Source organism: Rhodococcus sp. HNM0569 (assembly GCF_012726205.1).
Classification (GTDB): Bacteria; Actinomycetota; Actinomycetes; order Mycobacteriales; family Mycobacteriaceae; genus Rhodococcus_F.
The window spans coordinates 275740-295420 of sequence record NZ_JAASAE010000002.1 but is presented as its reverse complement, the minus strand read 5'-3'; the positions used below and the strand labels follow the sequence as shown (position 1 = coordinate 295420).

Annotated in this window: 15 protein-coding genes; 12 read left to right on the top strand and 3 right to left on the bottom strand. The window is 70.6% G+C overall.

What is annotated here, in order from left to right:
* The first annotated feature begins 105 nt into the window (after positions 1–105).
* From HCA44_RS03740 to HCA44_RS03705, 8 genes are all read left to right on the top strand, one after another.
* A complete protein-coding gene (locus tag HCA44_RS03740; RefSeq protein ID WP_169647173.1) occupies positions 106–1590 on the top strand; it encodes a condensation domain-containing protein in 1485 nt (494 codons plus the stop codon).
* Positions 1587–3041, top strand: coding sequence for a condensation protein (locus HCA44_RS03735; RefSeq protein ID WP_240945270.1), 1455 nt, complete (start codon positions 1587–1589; stop codon positions 3039–3041). The genes HCA44_RS03740 and HCA44_RS03735 overlap by 4 nt, the downstream gene beginning before the upstream one ends.
* 142 nt (positions 3042–3183) lie before the next feature.
* Positions 3184–4080: a sulfurtransferase gene (locus HCA44_RS03730; protein ID WP_169647172.1), complete on the top strand. Its 897-nt coding sequence runs from the start codon at positions 3184–3186 to the stop codon at positions 4078–4080.
* A complete protein-coding gene (locus tag HCA44_RS03725; protein WP_169647171.1) occupies positions 4077–4502 on the top strand; it encodes a SufE family protein in 426 nt (141 codons plus the stop codon). Before HCA44_RS03730 ends, HCA44_RS03725 begins: the two co-directional genes overlap by 4 nt.
* Positions 4503–4513: 11 nt before the next feature.
* Positions 4514–5887: a condensation domain-containing protein gene (locus tag HCA44_RS03720; RefSeq protein WP_169647170.1), complete on the top strand. Its 1374-nt coding sequence runs from the start codon at positions 4514–4516 to the stop codon at positions 5885–5887.
* 157 nt (positions 5888–6044) lie between these two features.
* Positions 6045–7838, top strand: a complete 1794-nt coding sequence (locus HCA44_RS03715; RefSeq protein ID WP_169647169.1) for an acetyl/propionyl/methylcrotonyl-CoA carboxylase subunit alpha — start codon at positions 6045–6047, stop codon at positions 7836–7838.
* Positions 7839–7932: 94 nt separating this feature from the next.
* Positions 7933–8313 (top strand): DUF1707 domain-containing protein, encoded by a 381-nt coding sequence (locus tag HCA44_RS03710; RefSeq protein ID WP_169647168.1) that lies wholly within the window; start codon positions 7933–7935, stop codon positions 8311–8313.
* A complete protein-coding gene (locus HCA44_RS03705) occupies positions 8310–8714 on the top strand; it encodes a VanZ family protein (protein ID WP_206037643.1) in 405 nt (134 codons plus the stop codon). Before HCA44_RS03710 ends, HCA44_RS03705 begins: the two co-directional genes overlap by 4 nt.
* Here the strand turns inward: HCA44_RS03705 and lat are convergent.
* Both lat and HCA44_RS03695 read right to left on the bottom strand, forming a co-directional pair.
* A complete protein-coding gene (gene lat, locus HCA44_RS03700) occupies positions 8650–9966 on the bottom strand; it encodes an L-lysine 6-transaminase (protein ID WP_169647167.1) in 1317 nt (438 codons plus the stop codon). The genes HCA44_RS03705 and lat overlap by 65 nt on opposite strands.
* Positions 9967–10030: 64 nt before the next feature.
* Positions 10031–10495, bottom strand: a complete 465-nt coding sequence (locus HCA44_RS03695) for an Lrp/AsnC family transcriptional regulator (protein WP_169647166.1) — start codon at positions 10493–10495, stop codon at positions 10031–10033.
* Between the two features lie 172 nt (positions 10496–10667).
* Between HCA44_RS03695 and HCA44_RS03690 the strand changes: the two genes are divergently transcribed.
* From HCA44_RS03690 to HCA44_RS03675, 4 genes are read left to right on the top strand one after another with little or no spacing between them, the layout of a single operon-like run.
* Complete coding sequence (locus HCA44_RS03690; RefSeq protein ID WP_169647352.1) at positions 10668–12188, top strand: aldehyde dehydrogenase family protein; 1521 nt, start codon at positions 10668–10670, stop codon at positions 12186–12188.
* Positions 12189–12242: 54 nt separating this feature from the next.
* Positions 12243–13619: an FAD-linked oxidase C-terminal domain-containing protein gene (locus HCA44_RS03685; RefSeq protein WP_169647165.1), complete on the top strand. Its 1377-nt coding sequence runs from the start codon at positions 12243–12245 to the stop codon at positions 13617–13619.
* A gap of 55 nt (positions 13620–13674) precedes the next feature.
* Positions 13675–18219 (top strand): ATP-dependent helicase, encoded by a 4545-nt coding sequence (locus HCA44_RS03680; protein ID WP_169647164.1) that lies wholly within the window; start codon positions 13675–13677, stop codon positions 18217–18219.
* 1 nt (position 18220) lies between these two features.
* Entirely contained in the window at positions 18221–18967 is a 747-nt protein-coding gene (locus HCA44_RS03675) for a DNA-formamidopyrimidine glycosylase family protein (protein WP_169647163.1), read from the top strand.
* Here HCA44_RS03675 and HCA44_RS03670 read toward each other — a convergent pair.
* Positions 18960–19679: a DUF1353 domain-containing protein gene (locus HCA44_RS03670; protein ID WP_169647162.1), complete on the bottom strand. Its 720-nt coding sequence runs from the start codon at positions 19677–19679 to the stop codon at positions 18960–18962. The genes HCA44_RS03675 and HCA44_RS03670 overlap by 8 nt on opposite strands.
* Positions 19680–19681 lie beyond the last annotated feature (2 nt).

Sequence of the window (19681 nt, the reverse complement as noted above, 5' to 3'; positions counted from 1 at the left end):
CGCGCCCGACCGCGTCGTGGCTCATGCTGTTACCGGCAGCGACCCTCGTACCGTCCCCGCACCGTTCCCACGCACCGATGCACTCGTACTCAGGAGCTGCCCCCGATGGACCTCAACTTGATCACGCACTGGCAACCGCGCCCCGGTCGTGTCGTCGACTGGACCGCGAGTGTGGACGCGGCGCGCGCGGCCGTCGACGCTCCGATCGCCGCGACTCCTGCCACCACGATGCAGGAGCGGCATCTGCGACGTGCCCGTGCGACGGCCGAGCGTGGCGAGCCCCAGTCGCCGTGGATCGGTCTCGCGTTCGACTTCGACGGCCCGTTCGACGTGGACGTCGTGACGCGGACGCTCGAGCACTACGTGCGCAGGCACGACACTCTGCACAGCCGCTTCGAGTTCGTCGACGCCGACGATGCACCCGACGCGCTCGTGCGCAAGGCGGTGGCGCCTGCCGACATCACGCTGAGCGCGTCGGATCCGGCTCCCCTCGGCACCGCCGAGGCGGTGCGCGATCACATCGCGGCGCGGTTCGCGAGCGAGACGAGTGCACTCGCGTGGCCCGCCTTCGTGTTCGGCGCAGTCGTGCACGACGACGACACGTTCACGCTGTTCCATGCGGTCGACCACGCGCACACCGACATGATGTCGATGCTGCTCACGTACGCCGAGATCCGTACGATCCACGACGCGATCCGCGCAGGTCACGAGCCCGACCTTCCTGCTCCGGGCAGCTACGTCGAGTACAGCACGCGCGAACGTGAGCGTGCTGCGGCCCTCACCCCGCAGTCGCCCGAGGTCGTGCAGTGGGCGGGCCACCTGATGGCGAGCGGCGGCAGTTTCCCGGGTTTTCCGCTCGATCTCGGCGTCGCCGACGGCCCGAAGCCCGCGATCGGCAGCCGCTTCGATCTGGCGGATGCGGCCGAGTGCGACCGCTTCGGGGCGCGGTGCAAGGAACTCGGCGCGAATTTCGTGGGCGGAGTGTTCGCGGCACTCGCGGTCGCCGAACGTGAACTCGCCGGTCGAGAGCGCTACCTCGCACTGTCTCCCGTGTCGACCCGCGAGAACGACTTCCTCTTCGCCCAGGGCTGGTTCATCAACCTCGTCCCGGTGCTCGTCGACGGCGCGGGCGCCACATCCTTCGCGGAGCTCGCGGCACGCGGGCAGGCTGCGTTCCGCGCGGGCAAGGCCGTCGGTGCGGTGTCGGCACAGCAGGCGCTCGAGACGGTCACCGGCGCGGCGGGCACGGCGGCGGGCACGGCGGGCGGCGATCTGACGCCGCCGCCGATCGTGTCGTACATCGACGGCCGACGAGTCCCCGACAACGAAAGTTTCGTGTCGACCCGCGCGACGGGCATCGTGGGCGGCAAGGACACCACGATCGCCTCCCTCTGGGTCAACCGCGTCGCGGAGGGCACATGGATGGCGATCTCCCACCCGGACACCCCCGCGGCGCACGAGTCGGTCGGCCGCTACGCCGAGCGCGTGTCGCAGGTGATCCGCACGGTGGCGGCGACGGGTGACTACACGATCTCCGTTCCCGGCGGCACCGATGCCGTTGCCCCCGAACCGAGCGAGGTGACCGCATGAAGGTGACGTCGATCGACCGCTACGTCCTCGAGCCCGGTGTCGTGACCGAGTGGCTCGTCTCCCCCACGGTCGCGCGGCGGTCGGCGACGCCACCGTCGTACAACCAGCGCTTCCACCTCGACACCGCCCGCACCCACGGAGTCGGGCGCAGCGTGTGGATGGCGGCAGCCTTCGATCTGCCCGGTGAGCTGGATCGTGACGCGCTCGAACTCGCGTTGCGGCACTTCATCGCACGGCACGACACCCTGCACAGCGGGTTCGACGTGGGCCCGGAGCACATGCACCGCGTGGACTTCGATCCGGCGCAGGTCGCCGTCACTGCGTCCACGCCCGTCGCGATCGACGACGCGGGCGAGCTGCGCGATCACCTGCGCACCCACTTCACCGAGGTGTGCGATCCGCTCACCTACCCCGCGTACACGTTCGCCACCGTCGAACGCGCCGGCCACCACACCGTGATCAGCGCGTTCGATCACACGCTCGTGGACGGGTATTCGCTCGTGATCGCGCTCGGCGAGCTGCGCAGCATCTACGAGTCGTTCTCGGGCCGCGAGGGGTCGTGTGCGGGCGGCGAGCGCGACGCGAGCGACACGGCACGCGCGCTCACCGAGAAACTCGGCGACGCGGGCAGTTTCCTGAGCTACTGCCGGCTCGAGTCCGAGCAGCCCGCCGCCGATCCGGACGACCCACGGATCGGCGAATGGGGCCGCTTCTACGCGCGGTGCGGCGGCACGGCACCGAGTTTCCCGCTCGACCTCGGTGTCGAGCCCGGCAGGCCCGCCCCGCAGGGCGCGGACGTGCGCGAGTTGCTCGGCGAGGCCGACACCGCCGCGTTCGAGGAGTTGTGTGTCGCAGGGGGCGGCAGCCTGTTCACCGGCACCCTCACCGCGATCGCGACGGCGCTCGAGTCGATGGGCGCGAGTTCGGTGCTGCCGATGCAGTTTCCGCTGCACACTCGACGGGATCCGCAGTGGGCCAATGCAATCGGCTGGCTCACCACGAGCGCGCCGATCGTGGTCGAGGTGGACGGCGACTTCGTGTCGTCGTTGCGTGCCACGCACGCCGCCTTCCGGCACGCGCTCACACTGGGTGGGGTCACCATGTCGCAGGTGATCGACAGCCTCGGCTCGTCCTACCGCCGCACGCGCACCGATGTGTTCATGGTGTCGTACATCGACTACCGCAAACTGCCGGGCACCGCGGACCACGAACGGCTCAACGCGCACCACATCAGCAACGTCACCATGGCCGACGACGCGCAGTTCTGGATCTCGCGCACGACGCGCGGCCTCGCGCTGCGATCGCGTTTCCCGGACACCGCGGTCGCGAACGCGACGATCGCGGACTTCCTCGACGTGCTCACCGCGACCCTCGAGAGCGTCGCGGGCGGCGGCGTCGCGCCGGTCGCAGCCGCGAAGGAACTCGTCGGATACGGGTCTCCGATCGTGTGACACCGGCTCCGTGCGCGGACAGGGCTCCGCCGGTCGATCCGGGGCGCCGCCGGGGCATAGAATCGTGACCGGGCCCGCACGGTGGTGGGTCCGACCGGGGGCCGCACCCGAGCCCCGACCCGCATCGAACCAGGAGCTGCCCGTGCCTGTCGCGCCCGATCCCCATGCGTCCTTCGCCCAGTACGCACATCCCGATCGGCTGGTGTCGACCGAGTGGTTGTCGGCTCACCTCGGCACCCCCGGCCTCAAGGTCGTCGAGTCGGACGAGGACGTGCTGCTCTACGACGTCGGCCACATCCCCGGCGCGGTCAAGATCGACTGGCATCTCGATCTCAACGACCCCGTCACGCGCGACTACATCGACGGCGAGCGCTTCGCGGAACTGATGGACCGCAAGGGCATTCGCCGCGACGACACGATCGTGGTGTACGGCGACAAGAGCAACTGGTGGGCCGCCTACGCCCTGTGGGTGTTCACGCTCTTCGGCCACGAGGACGTGCGCCTGCTCGACGGTGGCCGGGACGCGTGGATCGCCGAGAACCGCGACACCGCGTTCGACGTCCCGGACGTGACCACGTCGGGCTATCCCGTCGTCGAGCGCCGCGACGAGCCCATCCGCGCGTTCAAGGACGACGTGCTCGCGCACCTCGGCGGCGGTCCCCTCGTCGACGTCCGCTCGCCGCAGGAGTACACGGGCGAACGCACCCACATGCCCGACTACCCCGAAGAGGGCGCCCTGCGCGGCGGGCACATCCCCACCGCGGTGAGCATCCCGTGGGCCAAGGCCGCGGCGTCGGACAGCCGGTTCAAGTCGCGCGCCGAACTCGACGAGATCTACGGCGGGCTGGGCGCGGACTCGGACGTCGTCGCGTACTGCCGCATCGGCGAGCGCTCGAGCCACACGTGGTTCGTCCTCACGCACCTGCTCGGCTTCGAGCACGTGCGCAACTACGACGGTTCGTGGACCGAGTGGGGCAACACCGTGCGTGTCCCGATCGTCCAGGGCGACGAGCCGGGAGAGGCTCCCGCGCGCTCATGACCGCTCTGCCCGAGGCTCTCGCCGAGATCGTCGACGACTTCGCCGCCGTCGAAGGCCAGGACAAGCTCGCGCTGCTGCTCGAATTCAGCCGTGAGCTCCCGGCACTGCCCGCCGAACTCGAGCAGGACGCGATGGAACCCGTTCCGGAGTGCCAGTCGCCCCTGTTCCTGACGGTCGACGACTCCGACCGCGGCGCGGTGCGGCTGTACTTCAGCGCGCCGCCCGAGGCACCCACCACGCGCGGTTTCGCGTCGATCCTGCATCAGGGTCTCGACGGGCTGCCCGCCGACGACATCCTGTCGGTGCCGGACGACTTCTACACCGATCTCGGACTCGCGTCCGCCGTCAGCCCGTTGCGGTTGCGTGGCATGTCGGCGATGCTCGCGCGCATCAAGAGACGACTGCGCGCTGCGGGGAGCTGACCGCTCCGGCGATGGAATTCACCGAGCTCACCGACTACCCGGTGCCCGAAGGCGCGCTCACCGAGTGGTTTCCCACCACCTCCGGGCCGTGGATCGAAGACCGTAGACGCACGGCATACGTGCAGGAGGCACGGCTGCGGCGTACCGCGGGTGACGGCCGCGGGCTGTCGTGGCTCGGGTCGGCGTTCGAGATCTCCGGCATGCTCGACCCGCGCGCGTTCTCGCACGCACTGCGCGCGTGGGTCGACCGGCACGAGGTGCTCCGCACCCGCACCGACGTCGCGGACGGTGACGGTACCGGCGCAGGCGACATCGAGCGTCGCACCGTGCCGACGGGCTCGGTGTCCTTCGACCGCATCGTGTACGCGACGCGGTCGATGCCGAATGTCGACCGGCTGCAACGCATCTTCGACGACCGCGCGACGCCACGGGCGTGGCCGTCGTACGTGTTCGCGACCGTCGAGCGGGCCGACCGGTTCACCGTGTTCTTCGCGGGCGACCACGCGATCCTCGACGGGTTCTCGATCGTGCTCGTCGCACACGAGCTGACGACTTTGTACCAACAGGCGCGGTCGGGCGACGGCGGCGAGTTGCCGCCCGTCGGCAGCTACGTCGACTACGGCGACCGAGAGCGCAGCTCGCCACCCGCACCGGGCACCGCGCGCCGGGCCGTCGACATCTGGCGTGCCGCGCTCGACGGCGCCGGGCTGCCCGAGTTCCCGCTCGAGATCGGTCCGCGCACGTCACTGCCGCAGACCGGGGTGTCGACGTGGCTGCTCGACGCGTCGGGCGACCGAGGCTTCGGCGAGGCGTGCCGTGCGGCGGGTGTCGGCTTCTTCCCCGGCCTGCTCGCATGTCTCGCGCAGGCCGGACTGGACGTCGCGGGCCGCGACACCTTCCGCACCGTCACGCCCGTGCACACGCGACACGAACCCGAATGGGCCGCGGCGATGGGATGGTTCGTGGGGCTGTCTCCACTCGAATTCCGTGTCGAGGACTCGTCTTTCGCGTCGACAGCGCAGCGCGCGTCGGCCGCGGTCGACCGCGCGAAGCCCGCAGGAGCGTTCGCCTTCGACCGCGTCGAGAGGATCCTGGGCACGTCGATCACACCGCATTTCGTGGTGTCCTACCTGGACGTGCGTTTCCTGCCCGGCGCGCACGACTGGCCGGACATCAACGCCCGTGCACTGCGCAGCAGGCAGTACACGCACGACGTGTACGCGTGGATCAACCGCACGCCGGACGGCGTGAACATCGCGATGCGTTTTCCCGACAACGGCGTCGCAGCCGGGCAGGTTCGCGCGTGGATATCCGCCGTGCGTGCCCGGATGGAACAGGTTGCAGATACCTACCCGTCGGTAGGGTTGCGCAGCAGGTACCCGTAGGTTTGCGGCACACTTCGGTGTGCTTAACGTGTAGGGGCTACCGGTGTCGGCACAGGCTTGGACGGTGCCTACACTGCGGTGTGACGCCCGTAACCGTCCCGCGGCCTCCCACCGAGACCGCGGGGACGACGAAGACATGAGAAGCTCAGGAGGCTCAGTGCCCAGTCATGCGAACGCGCAGATCTCGAAGGTGCTCGTCGCCAATCGCGGCGAAATCGCAGTACGGGTGATCCGTGCGGCTCGGGACGTGGGCTACGGCAGTGTCGCCGTCTACGCGGACCCCGATGCCGACGCGCCCTTCGTCCGGCTCGCGGACGAGGCGTTCGCCCTCGGCGGCTCGACGTCCGCCGAGTCCTACCTCGTCATCGACAAGATCATCGACGCGGCCCGCAAGTCCGGGGCCGACGCGATCCACCCCGGCTACGGCTTCCTGTCGGAGAACGCCGAGTTCGCTCAGGCCGTGCTCGACGCGGGTCTGATCTGGATCGGCCCGTCGCCGCAGTCCATCCGTGACCTCGGCGACAAGGTCACCGCCCGCCACATCGCGATGAAGGCAGGCGCTCCCCTCGTTCCCGGCACCCCCGACCCGGTCAAGAACGCCGACGAGGTCGTCGAGTTCGCCCGCGAGTACGGCGTCCCGGTCGCGATCAAAGCTGCATTCGGCGGCGGCGGCCGCGGCATGAAGGTCGCGCGCACCATCGAGGAGATCCCCGAGCTGTTCGAGTCGGCCACGCGCGAGGCGGTCGCGGCATTCGGCCGAGGCGAGTGCTTCGTCGAGCGCTACCTCGACAAGCCCCGCCACGTCGAGGCCCAGGTCATCGCCGACACGCACGGCAATGTCGTCGTCGCGGGCACCCGCGACTGCTCGCTGCAGCGTCGTTTCCAGAAGCTCGTCGAGGAGGCACCCGCGCCGTTCCTCACCGACGAGCAGCGGGCCCAGATCCACGAGTCGGCCAAGGCCATCTGCCGCGAGGCCGGCTACTACGGCGCGGGCACGGTCGAGTACCTGGTCGGCCAGGACGGCCTGATCTCGTTCCTCGAAGTCAACACGCGCCTGCAGGTCGAGCACCCGGTCACCGAGGAGACGTCGGGCGTCGACCTCGTGCTGCAGCAGTTCAAGATCGCGAACGGCGAGAAGCTCTCGATCACCGAGGACCCCACGCCGCGCGGCCACAGCTTCGAGTTCCGCATCAACGGCGAGGACGCCGGTCGCGGCTTCCTGCCCGCCCCCGGCCCGGTCACCACCTTCGATCCCCCGGAGGGTCCGGGCGTCCGCCTGGACTCGGGCGTCGAGTCCGGCAGCGTCATCGGCGGCCAGTTCGACTCGATGCTCGCCAAGCTCATCGTCACCGGCGCCGACCGCGACGAGGCGCTGCGTCGTGCACGCCGCGCGCTCGCCGAGTTCACCGTCGAGGGTCTCGCGACGGTCATCCCCTTCCACCGTGCGGTGCTCGACGATCCCGCGTTCATCGGCGACGGCACGAAGTTCGACGTCCACACGCGCTGGATCGAGACCGAGTGGGACAACACCATCCCGCCGTTCACCGGCGCCGAGCCGATCGACGAGGACGACGCCCTGCCGCGGCAGAATGTCGTCGTCGAGGTCGGCGGCCGTCGCGTCGAGGTGTCGCTACCGGGCCAGTTCACGCTGGGCGCGGGCGGCGGCTCCGGCGCGGGCGTCGTGCGCAAGAAGCCCAAGGCGCGCACGCGCGGCGGCGCGCACGGCGGCGCGGCGTCGGGTGACTCGGTCACCGCTCCGATGCAGGGCACCGTCGTCAAGGTCGCGGTCACAGACGGCGACGAGGTGGCCGAGGGCGATCTCATCGCCGTGCTCGAGGCCATGAAGATGGAGAACCCGGTCACCGCGCACAAGGCGGGCACCGTCTCGGGTCTCGCGGTCGAGGCGGGCGCTGCGATCACGCAGGGCACCGTGCTCGCCGAGATCAAGTAGCCGGTCCCTCGACTGCGAGAGCGGCCGTGCACCCGAAGGTGCACGGCCGCTCTCGTCGGTTCCGGCACGTGAACGCACGCAGTAGTGTGAACCCATGTCCGATGCCCCCGAGGTCCGTATCGGCACGGCCGAACGCGATCGCGCGTTGAACGAGCTCAGCACTCATTTCGCGGCCGGACGCCTCACCGTCGCGGAGTTCGACGAGCGCAGCGCGCAGGTCACGCACGCGCGCACGCGCGGCGACCTCGACAAGCTCTTCACCGACCTGCCGTCGGACGCGCCGGCACGCATGTCGGGTGAGCGTCCGGCGCGCACCGACGGCGAGCGCACCTGGCGGCGCACCGCGGTCGCGGTCATGCCGCTCGTCGCGCTCGCCCTGTTCTTCACCGTCCCGATCGACCACGCGTGGCTGTTCTTCCTGCTGATCCCGCTGTCCGGCACGCTGCTGCACGGCGGCCACCGCCGACACCGATGACGGCACCGGCACGGGCGGCGCTGCTCCGGCGGTTTCCGCTCGTCGTGTGCACGATCGCCGTCCTGATCGTGCTGTTCATGCCCGCGTCGGCAACCCCGCAGGGCGCCGACGGCTCGGACAAGCTGGTGCACGCGACGATGTTCGCGGTCCTCGCGGCGACGTCCCGTTTCGCCGGACTGTCCGCGGCCGCGACGCTCTCGTGGATCGTCGTGTTCGGGGCGTTGTCGGAGGTGGCGCAGGGTGCGATCGCTCCGCTCGGCCGGTCCGGATCCCCGTGGGATTTCGCAGCCGATGCCGTGGGCGCCGTGCTCGGCACCCTGGGTTACGCGGCAGTTCTCACCCTGCGAGGACGCGGTCGATCGACTCGACCGCACGGTCGAGCGCGGCAGTCGTCACCGTGAGTGGCGGCCGGAACCGGATGCCGCGCTGCCCGGTCGGCAGGATCAGCACGTGTTCGTCGGCGCGCAGCCGCGCAACGACGTCGTCGCGCCGCTCGGCGGACGGCAAGGTGAACGCACACATCAGGCCGCGTCCGCGTGGCTCGGTGACCTCGGGGCGACGCGCGGCGAGATCGTCGAGCCGCGCGAGCAGATACGCGCCGGTCTCGGCGGCGCGCGCGACCAGGCCGTCCCGCTCGATCACGTCGAGGATCCGCCGGGCCCGGACCATGTCGGTGAGATTGCCGCCCCACGTCGAGTTGAGACGCGACGACACCCGGAACACGTTGTCGGGGATCTCGTCGACCCGGCCCCCGGCCATGATGCCGCACACCTGCGTCTTCTTGCCGAAGGCGACGACATCCGGCTGGACGCCCATCTGCTGGTACGCCCAGTTCGTGCCGGTGATTCCGCACCCCGTCTGGACCTCGTCGAACACGAACAACACGTCGTGCGCCCGGCACAGCCGGTACATCGCCTGGAAGAACTCCGGACGGAAATGATGGTCGCCGCCCTCCCCCTGGATCGGCTCGGCGACGAAGCACGCGATGTCGTCGCCGCGCTCGCGCAATGCCGCCTCGGCCTGCGCGAGCGCACGACGTTCGGCCGCGTCGGTGTCGCGCCCGTCGGCGAGATAGGGCGCGTCGATGCGCGGCCAGTCGAAGACGGGAAAGCGCTCGGTCTTGACCGGGTCGGTGCCGGTGAGCGACATCGTGTAGCCGGTGCGGCCGTGGAATGCCTCGGTCAGATGCAGGACCGAGCGGCCCAGTGCCGGGTCGCGGCCCTGCTGCTGCGCCATGCGGCTCTTCCAGTCGAAGCACACCTTGAGCGCATTCTCGACCGCGAGCCCGCCACCGTCGACGAGGAACAGGTGCGGAAGCGCGGGATCGCCGAGTACCCGCTCGAAGGTGGCGACGAACTCCGCCATCGCGACCGTGTAGACGTCGGAATTGCTCGGCTTGTTCACGGCAGCGCGCGCGAGTTCGTCCCGGAACCCCGCGTCCTCGGCCAACGCGGGGTGGTTCGTGCCGAGAGCCGACGAGGCGAAGAACCCGAACATGTCGAGGTATCGGGTGCCGTCGCGCTCGTCGACCAGCGTCGTGCCGTGCGAACGCCGCAGGTCGAGCACCAGGTCGAAGCCGTCGGTGAGCATGTTCCGCGCGAGGATCTCCCGCACCCGGCCCGCCGGGACGGCACTCGCGACCGTGGCAGTCATGCCACCAGGATATGCGTGGAATTGCGTCAACGGCCCGTGTTTCACGTAAATCTACCGGTGTCGATCAATGTCGGTCGTAAAATGTCTGCAAGATGATCGTGCTGCGGGTGTGCACATTCGCCGTCGTGCGAATCTCGTGCAACAGATGCTCGAGTGCACGGGGCGAGGCCACCCGCACGAGGAGGATGTAGCTTTCCTCGCCCGCCACCGAGTGGCACGCCTCGATCTCGGGAAGTGCACTCAGCCGCGCGGGAGCGTCGTCCGGTTGCGACGGGTCGAGAGGGGTGATCGCCACGAACGCCGACAACGCATTGCCGAGCGCCTCGGGATCGACGCGAGCGGTGTAGCCCTCGATCACCTTGCGCGCCTCGAGACGCCGGACCCTGGACTGCACGGCCGACACCGACAGCCCTGCCTTGTCCGCGAGGGCCGCGAGCGTCGACCGCCCGTCGGCAACCAACTCGCGAAGCAGGACACGGTCGATGTCGTCGAGGGCGCTCCCCCGCCCGTCGGTCCGTGAAGAATCCATCCCGGCAGGCTAGCGCAGCCCGCGGACCCGGTGTCCCGAACGGACTTTCCCGTTCCGTACCGACTCCGAAGACGCCCGGCAAGGCCTGCCCGTGCACGAATCCGGTACCGCACGAAAGGATCACGACGTGACGCCGCACGATCCCTGTCCCGCATCGACTCTCGGACCCCCTCTGCCCGCTCCCCGCGCCCTGCGCGACCGGGCACACGCCGCCCTCGGCCGCATCGGCGCCGCTGTTCCGGCCGGAGGGTCCGGCTTCTCCGGTCCGCCCGCGACGGCGGTCACACCGATCACCGGGTCCGTACTCGCCGAGTTCACGAGGTCGTCGACCGCCGACGTCGACGCAGCACTCGACGCGGCGACGCACGCGTTCGGGCAGTGGCGCACCGTGCCCGGGCCGGTGCGTGGCGCCACCGTTCGCCGGCTCGGCGAGCTGCTCACCGAATACAAGGCCGATCTCGCCGAACTCGTGACCCTCGAAGCGGGCAAGATCGCGTCGGAGGCGCTCGGCGAGGTGCAGGAGATGATCGACATCTGCGAGTTCGCCGTCGGCCTCTCACGTCAGTTGTACGGCAGGACAATGGCTTCCGAACGGCCCGAGCATCGACTGATGGAGACGTGGCACCCGCTCGGTGTCGTCGGCGTCGTGTCTGCGTTCAACTTCCCCGTCGCGGTGTGGTCGTGGAACACGGCCGTCGCGCTGGTGTGCGGCGACACAGTGGTGTGGAAGCCGTCCGAGCGCACCACGTTGACGGCGCTCGCGTGCGACGCACTGCTGCGCCGCGCCGCCCGCGACACCGGCGCCCCCGAGGACGTGCACCGGATGCTCGTCGGCGGGCGGGACGTGGGCGAGCGACTCGCCGACGATCGACGCGTCGCACTCGTGAGCGCGACCGGGTCGACGGGGATGGGCCGCGCGCTCGCACCGCGCGTCGCGGCACGGTTCGGCCGGTGCGTGCTCGAACTCGGCGGCAACAACGGCGCGATCGTCGCCCCGTCGGCCGATCTCGACCTCGCGGTCCGCGCCATCGTGTTCGCGGCCGCAGGCACCGCGGGCCAGCGCTGCACGACGCTGCGGCGCGTCGTCGCGCACACGTCGATCGTCGACGAACTCGTCGACCGTGTCGCGGCCGCGTTCCGGTCGTTACCGGTGGGCGATCCGTTCGACGCGTCCACCCTCGTGGGTCCGCTCGTCGACGAGAACGCCTACGACGCGATGTGCAGCGCCCTCGCACGGGCCCGCGACGAGGGCGGCACCGTGGTGATCGGCGGCGAGCGCGTCGGCGACACCGCGTGGTACGTCACACCCGCGCTCGTGCGGATGCCGGTGCAGAGCGAGATCGTGCGGACCGAGACGTTCGCGCCGATCCTCTACGTCATGGCCTACGAGACCTTCGACGACGCGATCGCGGTGCACAACGACGTGCCGCAGGGCCTGTCGTCGGCGATCTTCACCACCGACCAGCGCGAGGCGGAGCGCTTCCTGGCCGCCGACGGATCCGATTGCGGCATCGCGAATGTCAACCTGGGCACGTCGGGCGCCGAGATCGGCGGCGCGTTCGGTGGCGAGAAGGACACCGGCGGCGGCCGCGAATCGGGTTCCGACGCGTGGAAGGCGTACATGCGCCGTGCCACCAACACGATCAACTACGGCACCGAGTTGCCCCTCGCGCAGGGTGTCGAATTCGGGTGAGCCGGGCGGCCCGGCAGTGTTGACAACCGGCGTGACGCACGACACGGTTCTGACATGACCGCCACCGCCGATCTGGTCGCCACGCTGCGACATGTCCTCGAGGACGCGTCGAGCGTCGTCGACGATCCCGACGTCACCGAAGGTTATCGACGCGATCGTGCGCGCGATCCCGAGGCGGGGCGACCGCTCGCGGTCGTGCGTGCCCGGTCGACCGCGGACGTGCAGGCGGTCATGCGGTGGGCATCGCAGCACGGTGTGCCGGTCGTGCCACGCGGCGCCGGATCGGGCCTGTCGGGCGGCGCCACCGCCGTCGACGGCGGGATCGTGCTGAGCACCGAGGCGATGCGCTCGATCGACGTCGATCCCGTCACGCGCACCGCGGTCGTGCAACCGGGGCTGCTCAACGCCGAGGTCAAGAAGGCCGTCGCGGAGCACGGACTGTGGTACCCGCCGGATCCGTCGTCGTTCGAGATCTGTTCGATCGGCGGCAACGCCGCCACCAATGCGGGCGGTCTGTGCTGCGTCAAGTACGGCGTCACCACCGACTACATCCTCGGCCTCGAGGTCGTGCTCGCCGACGGCACCGCCCTGCGTCTGGGCGGGCCGCGGCTCAAGGACTCGGCGGGGCTCTCGCTCACGAAGATGTTCGTCGGCAGCGAGGGCGTGCTCGGCGTCATCACCGAGATCATCGTGCGGCTCGTGCCCGCCCAACCGCAGGCGAGCACCGTGGTCGCGTCGTTCGCCACGGTCCGCGATGCGACCGAGGCGATCCTCGCGGTCACCCGGGTCATGCGTCCCGCGATGCTCGAGTTCATGGACGCCGCCGCGATCGGTGCGGTCGAGGACGCGATGAAGATGGGCCTCGACCGTTCGGCGCGCGCGATGCTGATCGCACAGTCCGATGCCGGCGGCGCCGAGCGTACCCGGGAGATCGAGACGATCGCACGCGCGTTCACCGACTGCCGCGCAAGCGAGGTGTTCGCGACGGACGACCCGGACGAGGGCGAAGCATTCGCGGCGGCACGACGTTTCGCGATCCCCGCAGTCGAGCGCATCGGACCGCTGCTGCTCGAGGACGTGGGCGTGCCGCTGCCTGCGCTGCCCGCCCTGATCGAGGGCATCGAGGCGATCGCGGCGCAGCGCGACGTGCTGATCGCCGTGATCGCCCACGCAGGCGACGGCAACACCCATCCGCTGATCGTGCACGACCCCACCGACGAGGATCAGACAGCCCGGGCGAATGTCGCGTTCGGCGAGATCATGGATCTCGCGATCTCGCTCGGCGGCACCATCACGGGCGAGCACGGAGTCGGCCGTCTGAAAAAGGCGTGGCTGCCCGACCAGGTCGGACCCGACGTCATGGAGCTCACCCGGCGCATCAAGCACGCGCTCGATCCGGCCGGCATCCTCAACCCGGGGGCGGTCCTGTAGCCCACCTGATCCTGAAGCCGCTGATCGTGTCGGTGTGCGCGGGCACACTGGAGGGGTGAGCGATGTCCTGCGCCGATTCTCCGAAGCCACACGCCAGTGGTTCGAGGGTGCGTTCACCTCGCCCACGTCCGCGCAGGCGGGCGCGTGGGAGTCCATCGCGAGCGGTGCGCACACCCTGGTCGTCGCGCCCACCGGCTCGGGCAAGACGCTCTCGGCATTCCTGTGGTCGCTCGACCGGCTCACGGCCGAGCCCGAGAGCGGCCGACCCCAGGCCCGCAGCTCGCGGGTGCTCTACATCTCGCCGCTCAAGGCGCTCGGTGTCGACGTCGAACGCAACCTGCGCGCGCCGCTGGTGGGCATCACCCAGACCGCGAAGCGGCTCGGCCTCGAACCGCCCGAGGTCAGCGTCGGGGTGCGTTCCGGCGACACACCGCCCGCCACGCGGCGGGCACTGCTGCGCAACCCGCCGGACATCCTGATCACGACGCCGGAGTCGCTGTTCCTCATGCTCACGTCGTCGGCGCGCGACATGCTTGCAGGCGTGGACACCGTCATCGTCGACGAGGTGCACGCCGTCGCGGGTACCAAACGAGGCGCGCACCTCGCGCTGTCGCTCGAACGCCTTGACGCGATGCTCGAGCGTCCCGCGCAGCGCATCGGCCTGTCCGCCACCGTCCGCCCGCACGACGCCGTCGCCCATTTCCTGTGCGCGTCGGCTCCGGTGCGCGTCGTCGCACCCCCGGCGCCCAAGACGTTCGACCTCACGGTGCGTGTCCCGGTCGAGGACATGACCGAACTCGGGCTCGCCGAGCCGGACGCCGGGTCGACCTCGGACACCCCGCAGGCCGGCTCGATCTGGCCGCACGTCGAGGAACAGATCGTCGATCTGATCCTCGACCACCGGTCGTCCATCGTGTTCGCGAACTCGCGGCGGCTCGCCGAGAAGCTCACCGCGCGCCTCAACGAGCTGTACGCCGAGCGCATCGGCGGCGACGTCGACCGCCACGCCGCACCGCCCGCGCAGCTCGGGTCGCCCACCGAGGTCAACTACGGGGGCGAACTGCTGCTCGCGCGAGCCCACCACGGGTCCGTCAGCAAGGATCAGCGCGCGCTCATCGAAGACGACCTGAAATCGGGGCGGCTACGGTGCGTCGTCGCGACGAGCAGCCTCGAGCTCGGAATCGACATGGGCGCAGTCGATCTCGTGGTCCAGGTCGAGGCGCCGCCCTCGGTCGCGAGCGGGCTGCAGCGGGTCGGCCGCGCGGGCCACCAGGTGGGCGAGATCTCGCGCGGGGTCGTCTTTCCCAAACACCGCACCGACCTCGTCCACTGCGCGGTCATCGTGCAGCGCATGGAGCGCGGGCAGATCGAAGCGCTCGAGATCCCCGCCAATCCGCTCGACATTCTCGCGCAGCAGACCGTCGCGGCCACCGCGCTCGAACCCGTCGACGTCGACGAGTGGTTCGAGATCGTCCGCCGCAGCGGGTCTTTCGCGACCCTGCCACGCTCGGCCTACGAGTCGACCCTCGACCTGCTCGCGGGCCGCTACCCGTCGGACGAGTTCGCCGAGTTGCGTCCCCGGCTGGTGTGGGACCGCGACGCGAACGTGCTCACGGGCAGGCCCGGCTCGCAACGACTCGCCGTCACGTCGGGCGGCGCGATCCCCGACCGCGGCCTGTTCGCGGTGTACATGGTGGGCGAGAAGTCCTCTCGCGTCGGCGAACTCGACGAGGAGATGGTGTACGAGTCACGCGTCGGCGACGTCTTCGCGCTCGGCGCGACCAGTTGGCGTATCGAGGAGATCACCTACGACCGCGTGCTCGTCTCCCCCGCGTACGGCATGCCGGGCCGGCTGCCGTTCTGGCACGGCGACGGCCCCGGCCGGCCCGCCGAACTGGGCGAGGCACTCGGCGGATTCCTCCGCGAGGTCGCACACGGCGACCGCGCCGACGTCGCCGCGAGCTGCCTCGACTCGGGTCTCGACGTCAACGCCACCGAGAACCTGCTGCGCCTGGTCGACGAGCAGAACACGGCCACCGGCCAGGTGCCGACCGACCGCACGCTCGTCGTCGAACGGTTCCGCGACGAGCTGGGCGACTGGCGGGTGATCCTGCACTCGCCCTACGGGCAGCGTGTGCACGCACCGTGGGCGCTCGCGGTCAGCGCACGGCTGCAGGAGCGGCTCGGCGTCGACTCGAACGCCACCGCATCCGACGACGGCATCATCGTGCGTCTGCCCGACACCGACGACACTCCCCCGGGCGCCGAGTTGTTCGTCTTCGATCCCGACGAGATCGACGACATCGTGACCGAACAGGTCGGCGGCTCGGCCCTGTTCGCGTCGCGCTTCCGCGAGTGCGCGGCGCGCGCACTGCTGTTGCCTCGTCGCAATCCCGGCAAACGCGCACCGCTGTGGCAGCAGCGCCAACGCTCGGCACAGCTCCTCGACGTCGCGCAGCGCTATCCCACCTTCCCGATCCTGCTCGAGACGGTGCGCGAGTGCCTGCAGGACGTCTACGACCTTCCTGCCCTGCACGCGCTGCTCACCCGTGTCGCCCGCAGACAGGTGCGGCTCGTCGAGGTCGAGACGGCGTCGCCGTCACCGTTCGCGGCGTCGTTGCTGTTCAACTACGTGGGCGAGTTCATGTACGAGGGCGACAGTCCGCTCGCCGAGCGCCGCGCCGCCGCGCTCTCGCTCGATTCGACGCTGCTGTCGGAGCTGCTCGGGCGCGTCGAGTTGCGCGAGCTGCTCGACGCGGACGTCGTCGAACGCGCCGAACTCGAGTTGCAGCGGCTCGTGCCCGAGCGGCACGCGAAGGACGTCGAGGGCGTCGCCGATCTGTTGCGCCTGCTCGGGCCGCTCTCCACCGACGAGGTGGCGCAGCGCGCCGTCGCCGACCCGAAGCCGTGGCTCGACGAGCTCGTCGCCTCCAAGCGCGCGCTGTACGTGTCGTTCGCGGGTGCCGACCGGTGGGCCGCGGTCGAGGACTCCGCACGCCTGCGCGACGGACTCGGTGTGCCGCTACCGATCGGTGTGCCCGCTGCGTTCATCGAACCGGTCGACGACCCGCTCGGCGACCTCGTCAGCGGCTATGCCCGCACGCACGGTCCGTTCACCCTCGCCGACGTCTCGGCGCGCTTCGGCATCGGGCCCGCCGTCGCGCGGGACGTGCTCGCGCGACTGGCGGCCGCGAAACGTGTCGTGGAAGGCGATTTCCGGCCGGGCGGCGCAGGTACGGAGTGGTGCGACGCCGAGGTGCTGCGTCGCCTGCGCAGGCGCTCGCTCGCCGCGGCACGCCAGGAGGTCGAGCCGGTCGGCACCGCGACATTGGGGCGGTTCCTGCCCGTATGGCAGCACGTCGGCGGCGGGCTGCGCGGAGTCGACGGCGTCGCCACGGTCGTCGAACAGCTCGCGGGCGCACCGGTGCCCGCGTCGGCGCTCGAATCGCTCGTGCTGCCCAGCCGGGTCGCCGACTACTCGCCCGCCATGCTCGACGAGCTCACCGCGAGCGGCGAGGTGCTGTGGTCCGGTGCGGGCGCGATCTCGGGCAAGGACGGGTGGCTCAGCCTGCACCTCGCCGACAGCGCGCCGCTCACCCTCGCGCCGCCCGGCGAGGCCGATCTCACGGACCTGCAGCGCGCGGTCCTCGACACCCTCGCCGGTGGTGGAGCCTACTTCTTCCGGCAGCTCGCCGACTCGGTGGGCGCGGGCTGTCGGCTCGCCGACTCGAGCGAGAGCGACACGGCGCTGGCCGACGCCCTGTGGCAGCTCGTGTGGCTCGGGCACGTCGCGGGCGACACGCTCGCGCCGGTGCGTGCGTTGCTGTCGGACACGTCGCGGCGCGCCACGGCTCATCGCAGCGCGCGTCGGGCTCCGCGCGCGCGGTCGTACCGCGTCGGCACGCTTCCGTCGCGCGGGGGGCCTCCCACGGTGTCGGGCCGGTGGTCCGCGCTGCCCGAGCGCGAGGCCGATCCGACGCTGCGCGCGTCGGCGACGGCGGAGCAGTTGCTCGAGCGGCACGGCGTCGTCACGCGCGGAGCCGTCGTCGGCGAGGACGTGCCAGGCGGGTTCGCCCTCATGTACAAGGTGCTCGCCCGGTTCGAGGAGAACGGGCGTTGCCGCCGTGGCCATTTCGTCGAGACCCTCGGTGGCGCACAGTTCGCGGCACCACATGTCGTCGACCGGCTGCGCAGTTTCGGCGACTCGATCGAAGGCCGCCACCGGTCCGCGCCCGCGGTCGTGCTCGCCGCGAGCGACCCCGCGAATCCGTACGGCGCGGCGCTGCCGTGGCCCGCTCGCGGCGACGACAAATCCGGCCACCGGCCGGGCCGCAAGGCGGGCGGCGTCGTGGTACTGGTCGACGGCGAACTCGCGCTCTACGTCGAGCGCGGTGGGCGCACCCTGCTCACGTTCGGCGACGACCCCGGCGTCGCACGCACCGCCGTCGGCGCGCTTGCCGACGCCGTCAAGGCGCGGCGCATCGACCGCATCGTCGTCGAAAAGGTCGACGGGGTCTCGATCCACGAAAGCGACTTCGGCGTCGTGCTCACCGAATGCGGTTTCGCGGCCACGCCACGCGGATTCCGGTTGCGAGGCTGACGTGCCCGAGGGAGACACGGTGTGGCGCACCGCGAACCGGCTCCGCCGTGCACTCGACGGCAGGGTGCTCACACGGTGCGACATCCGCGTGCCGCGGTACGCGGCGGTCGATCTCACCGGTCTGCGCGTCGACGACGTCGCGAGTCGCGGGAAACATCTGCTGATCCGAGTCGGCGCGCACACCGTGCACACGCACCTGAAGATGGAAGGCGAGTGGCAGGTCCACCCGGCAGGCGGGCGCTGGAAGAGGCCCGCGCACGAGGCGCGCATCGTCCTCGCGAACGACGAGTTCGAAGCCGTAGGGTTCGCGCTGGGTGTCACCGAGGTGCTACCGCGGACGCGCGAGAGCGAGGTGGTGGGCCACCTCGGTCCCGATCTCCTCGGGTCCGACTGGGATCCCGAGGTCGCCGTCGATCGTCTGCGCGCTGCGGGCGACCAGCCGATCGCCGCCGCGCTGATCGATCAGCGCACTCTCGCGGGCATCGGCAATGTGTACCGCAGCGAACTGTGTTTCCTGCGCGGGGTCGACCCGGCCACCCCGGTGCGCAACGTCCGTGACCTGCCCGCAATGGTGCGTCTCGCGCACCGGATGATGCACGCGGACAAGAACAATCCGATCCGCCGCAGGCCGTGGGTGTACGGGCGCGCAGGCCGCCGTTGCCGTCGATGCGGCACCCCGCTCGTCGCGCGCGAGATCGCGGGGCAGCAGATCGTGCACTGCCCGTCCTGCCAGCCGCCGGCTACCTGAGCCGGTTGGTCGGCGCCCCGAACGGCGGGCGTTCGGTCCTGCGGCCGCGCCGCAGCCACCACGCCGCGTCGGGTAGCCACAGCACGGCCGCGATCACCACGGTGAGCACGTAGGCCGGGCCGACGAACGGCAACACCAGCGACCCGAGCACGGCGACCGGGAAATCGCGACGCCACGTCAGGGACAACACGACCGGCGCACAGCCGAACACCAGTGCGAGCCACCACACGCCGCCTGCGAGCGCGAGCGGAATCCCCACCACCCACAACAGCATTCCGAGGACCTGGGTGCCGATCATCGCGAATCGCTGCCACTCGGTGAACGTCCACAGGCGTCCCATTTCGGTGCCGAGCCACAGCACGCGGCTCCGGAAGGGGCCGACACCTTCGTCGATCAAGGCGAGCCGGAACATCTCGTCGGCGTGCCTGCGGTACTCGTTACCGTCCTCGTGCGCGATCGCGCGCCTGCACAGGTCGTCGTGCAGGATCGCGGGCAGCACCTGGCGTCCGTACGGCGTCACGAGGCCGTGCAGCGGTGCGGGAACGGAGGCGAGGTCGGTGCGCAGCATCCGGGGGTGGCCGCTCGGCACGTGGACCGCAGTGTTGCCGTGCACGTAGACGAAGTCCGATTCGAGCTGGAAGAACTTGCTGTCGAGAACCTTCAGCACGGGCTCCGGACGGCTCGGGTCGTCCTCCGTTTTCTGGAACGGCATGC

Bases quoted from the DNA above. Each gene is read 5' to 3' on its own strand.
- HCA44_RS03720 (WP_169647170.1), top strand. From the start codon at position 4,514: ATGGAATTCACCGAGCTCACCGACTACCCGGTGCCCGAAGGCGCGCTC.
- HCA44_RS03725 (WP_169647171.1), top strand. From the start codon at position 4,077: ATGACCGCTCTGCCCGAGGCTCTCGCCGAGATCGTCGACGACTTCGCC.
- HCA44_RS03685 (WP_169647165.1), top strand. From the start codon at position 12,243: ATGACCGCCACCGCCGATCTGGTCGCCACGCTGCGACATGTCCTCGAG.
- lat (WP_169647167.1), bottom strand. From the start codon at position 9,966: ATGACTGCCACGGTCGCGAGTGCCGTCCCGGCGGGCCGGGTGCGGGAG.
- HCA44_RS03670 (WP_169647162.1), bottom strand. From the start codon at position 19,679: ATGCCGTTCCAGAAAACGGAGGACGACCCGAGCCGTCCGGAGCCCGTG.
- HCA44_RS03740 (WP_169647173.1), top strand. From the start codon at position 106: ATGGACCTCAACTTGATCACGCACTGGCAACCGCGCCCCGGTCGTGTC.
- HCA44_RS03735 (WP_240945270.1), top strand. From the start codon at position 1,587: ATGAAGGTGACGTCGATCGACCGCTACGTCCTCGAGCCCGGTGTCGTG.
- HCA44_RS03710 (WP_169647168.1), top strand. From the start codon at position 7,933: ATGTCCGATGCCCCCGAGGTCCGTATCGGCACGGCCGAACGCGATCGC.
- HCA44_RS03705 (WP_206037643.1), top strand. From the start codon at position 8,310: ATGACGGCACCGGCACGGGCGGCGCTGCTCCGGCGGTTTCCGCTCGTC.
- HCA44_RS03695 (WP_169647166.1), bottom strand. From the start codon at position 10,495: ATGGATTCTTCACGGACCGACGGGCGGGGGAGCGCCCTCGACGACATC.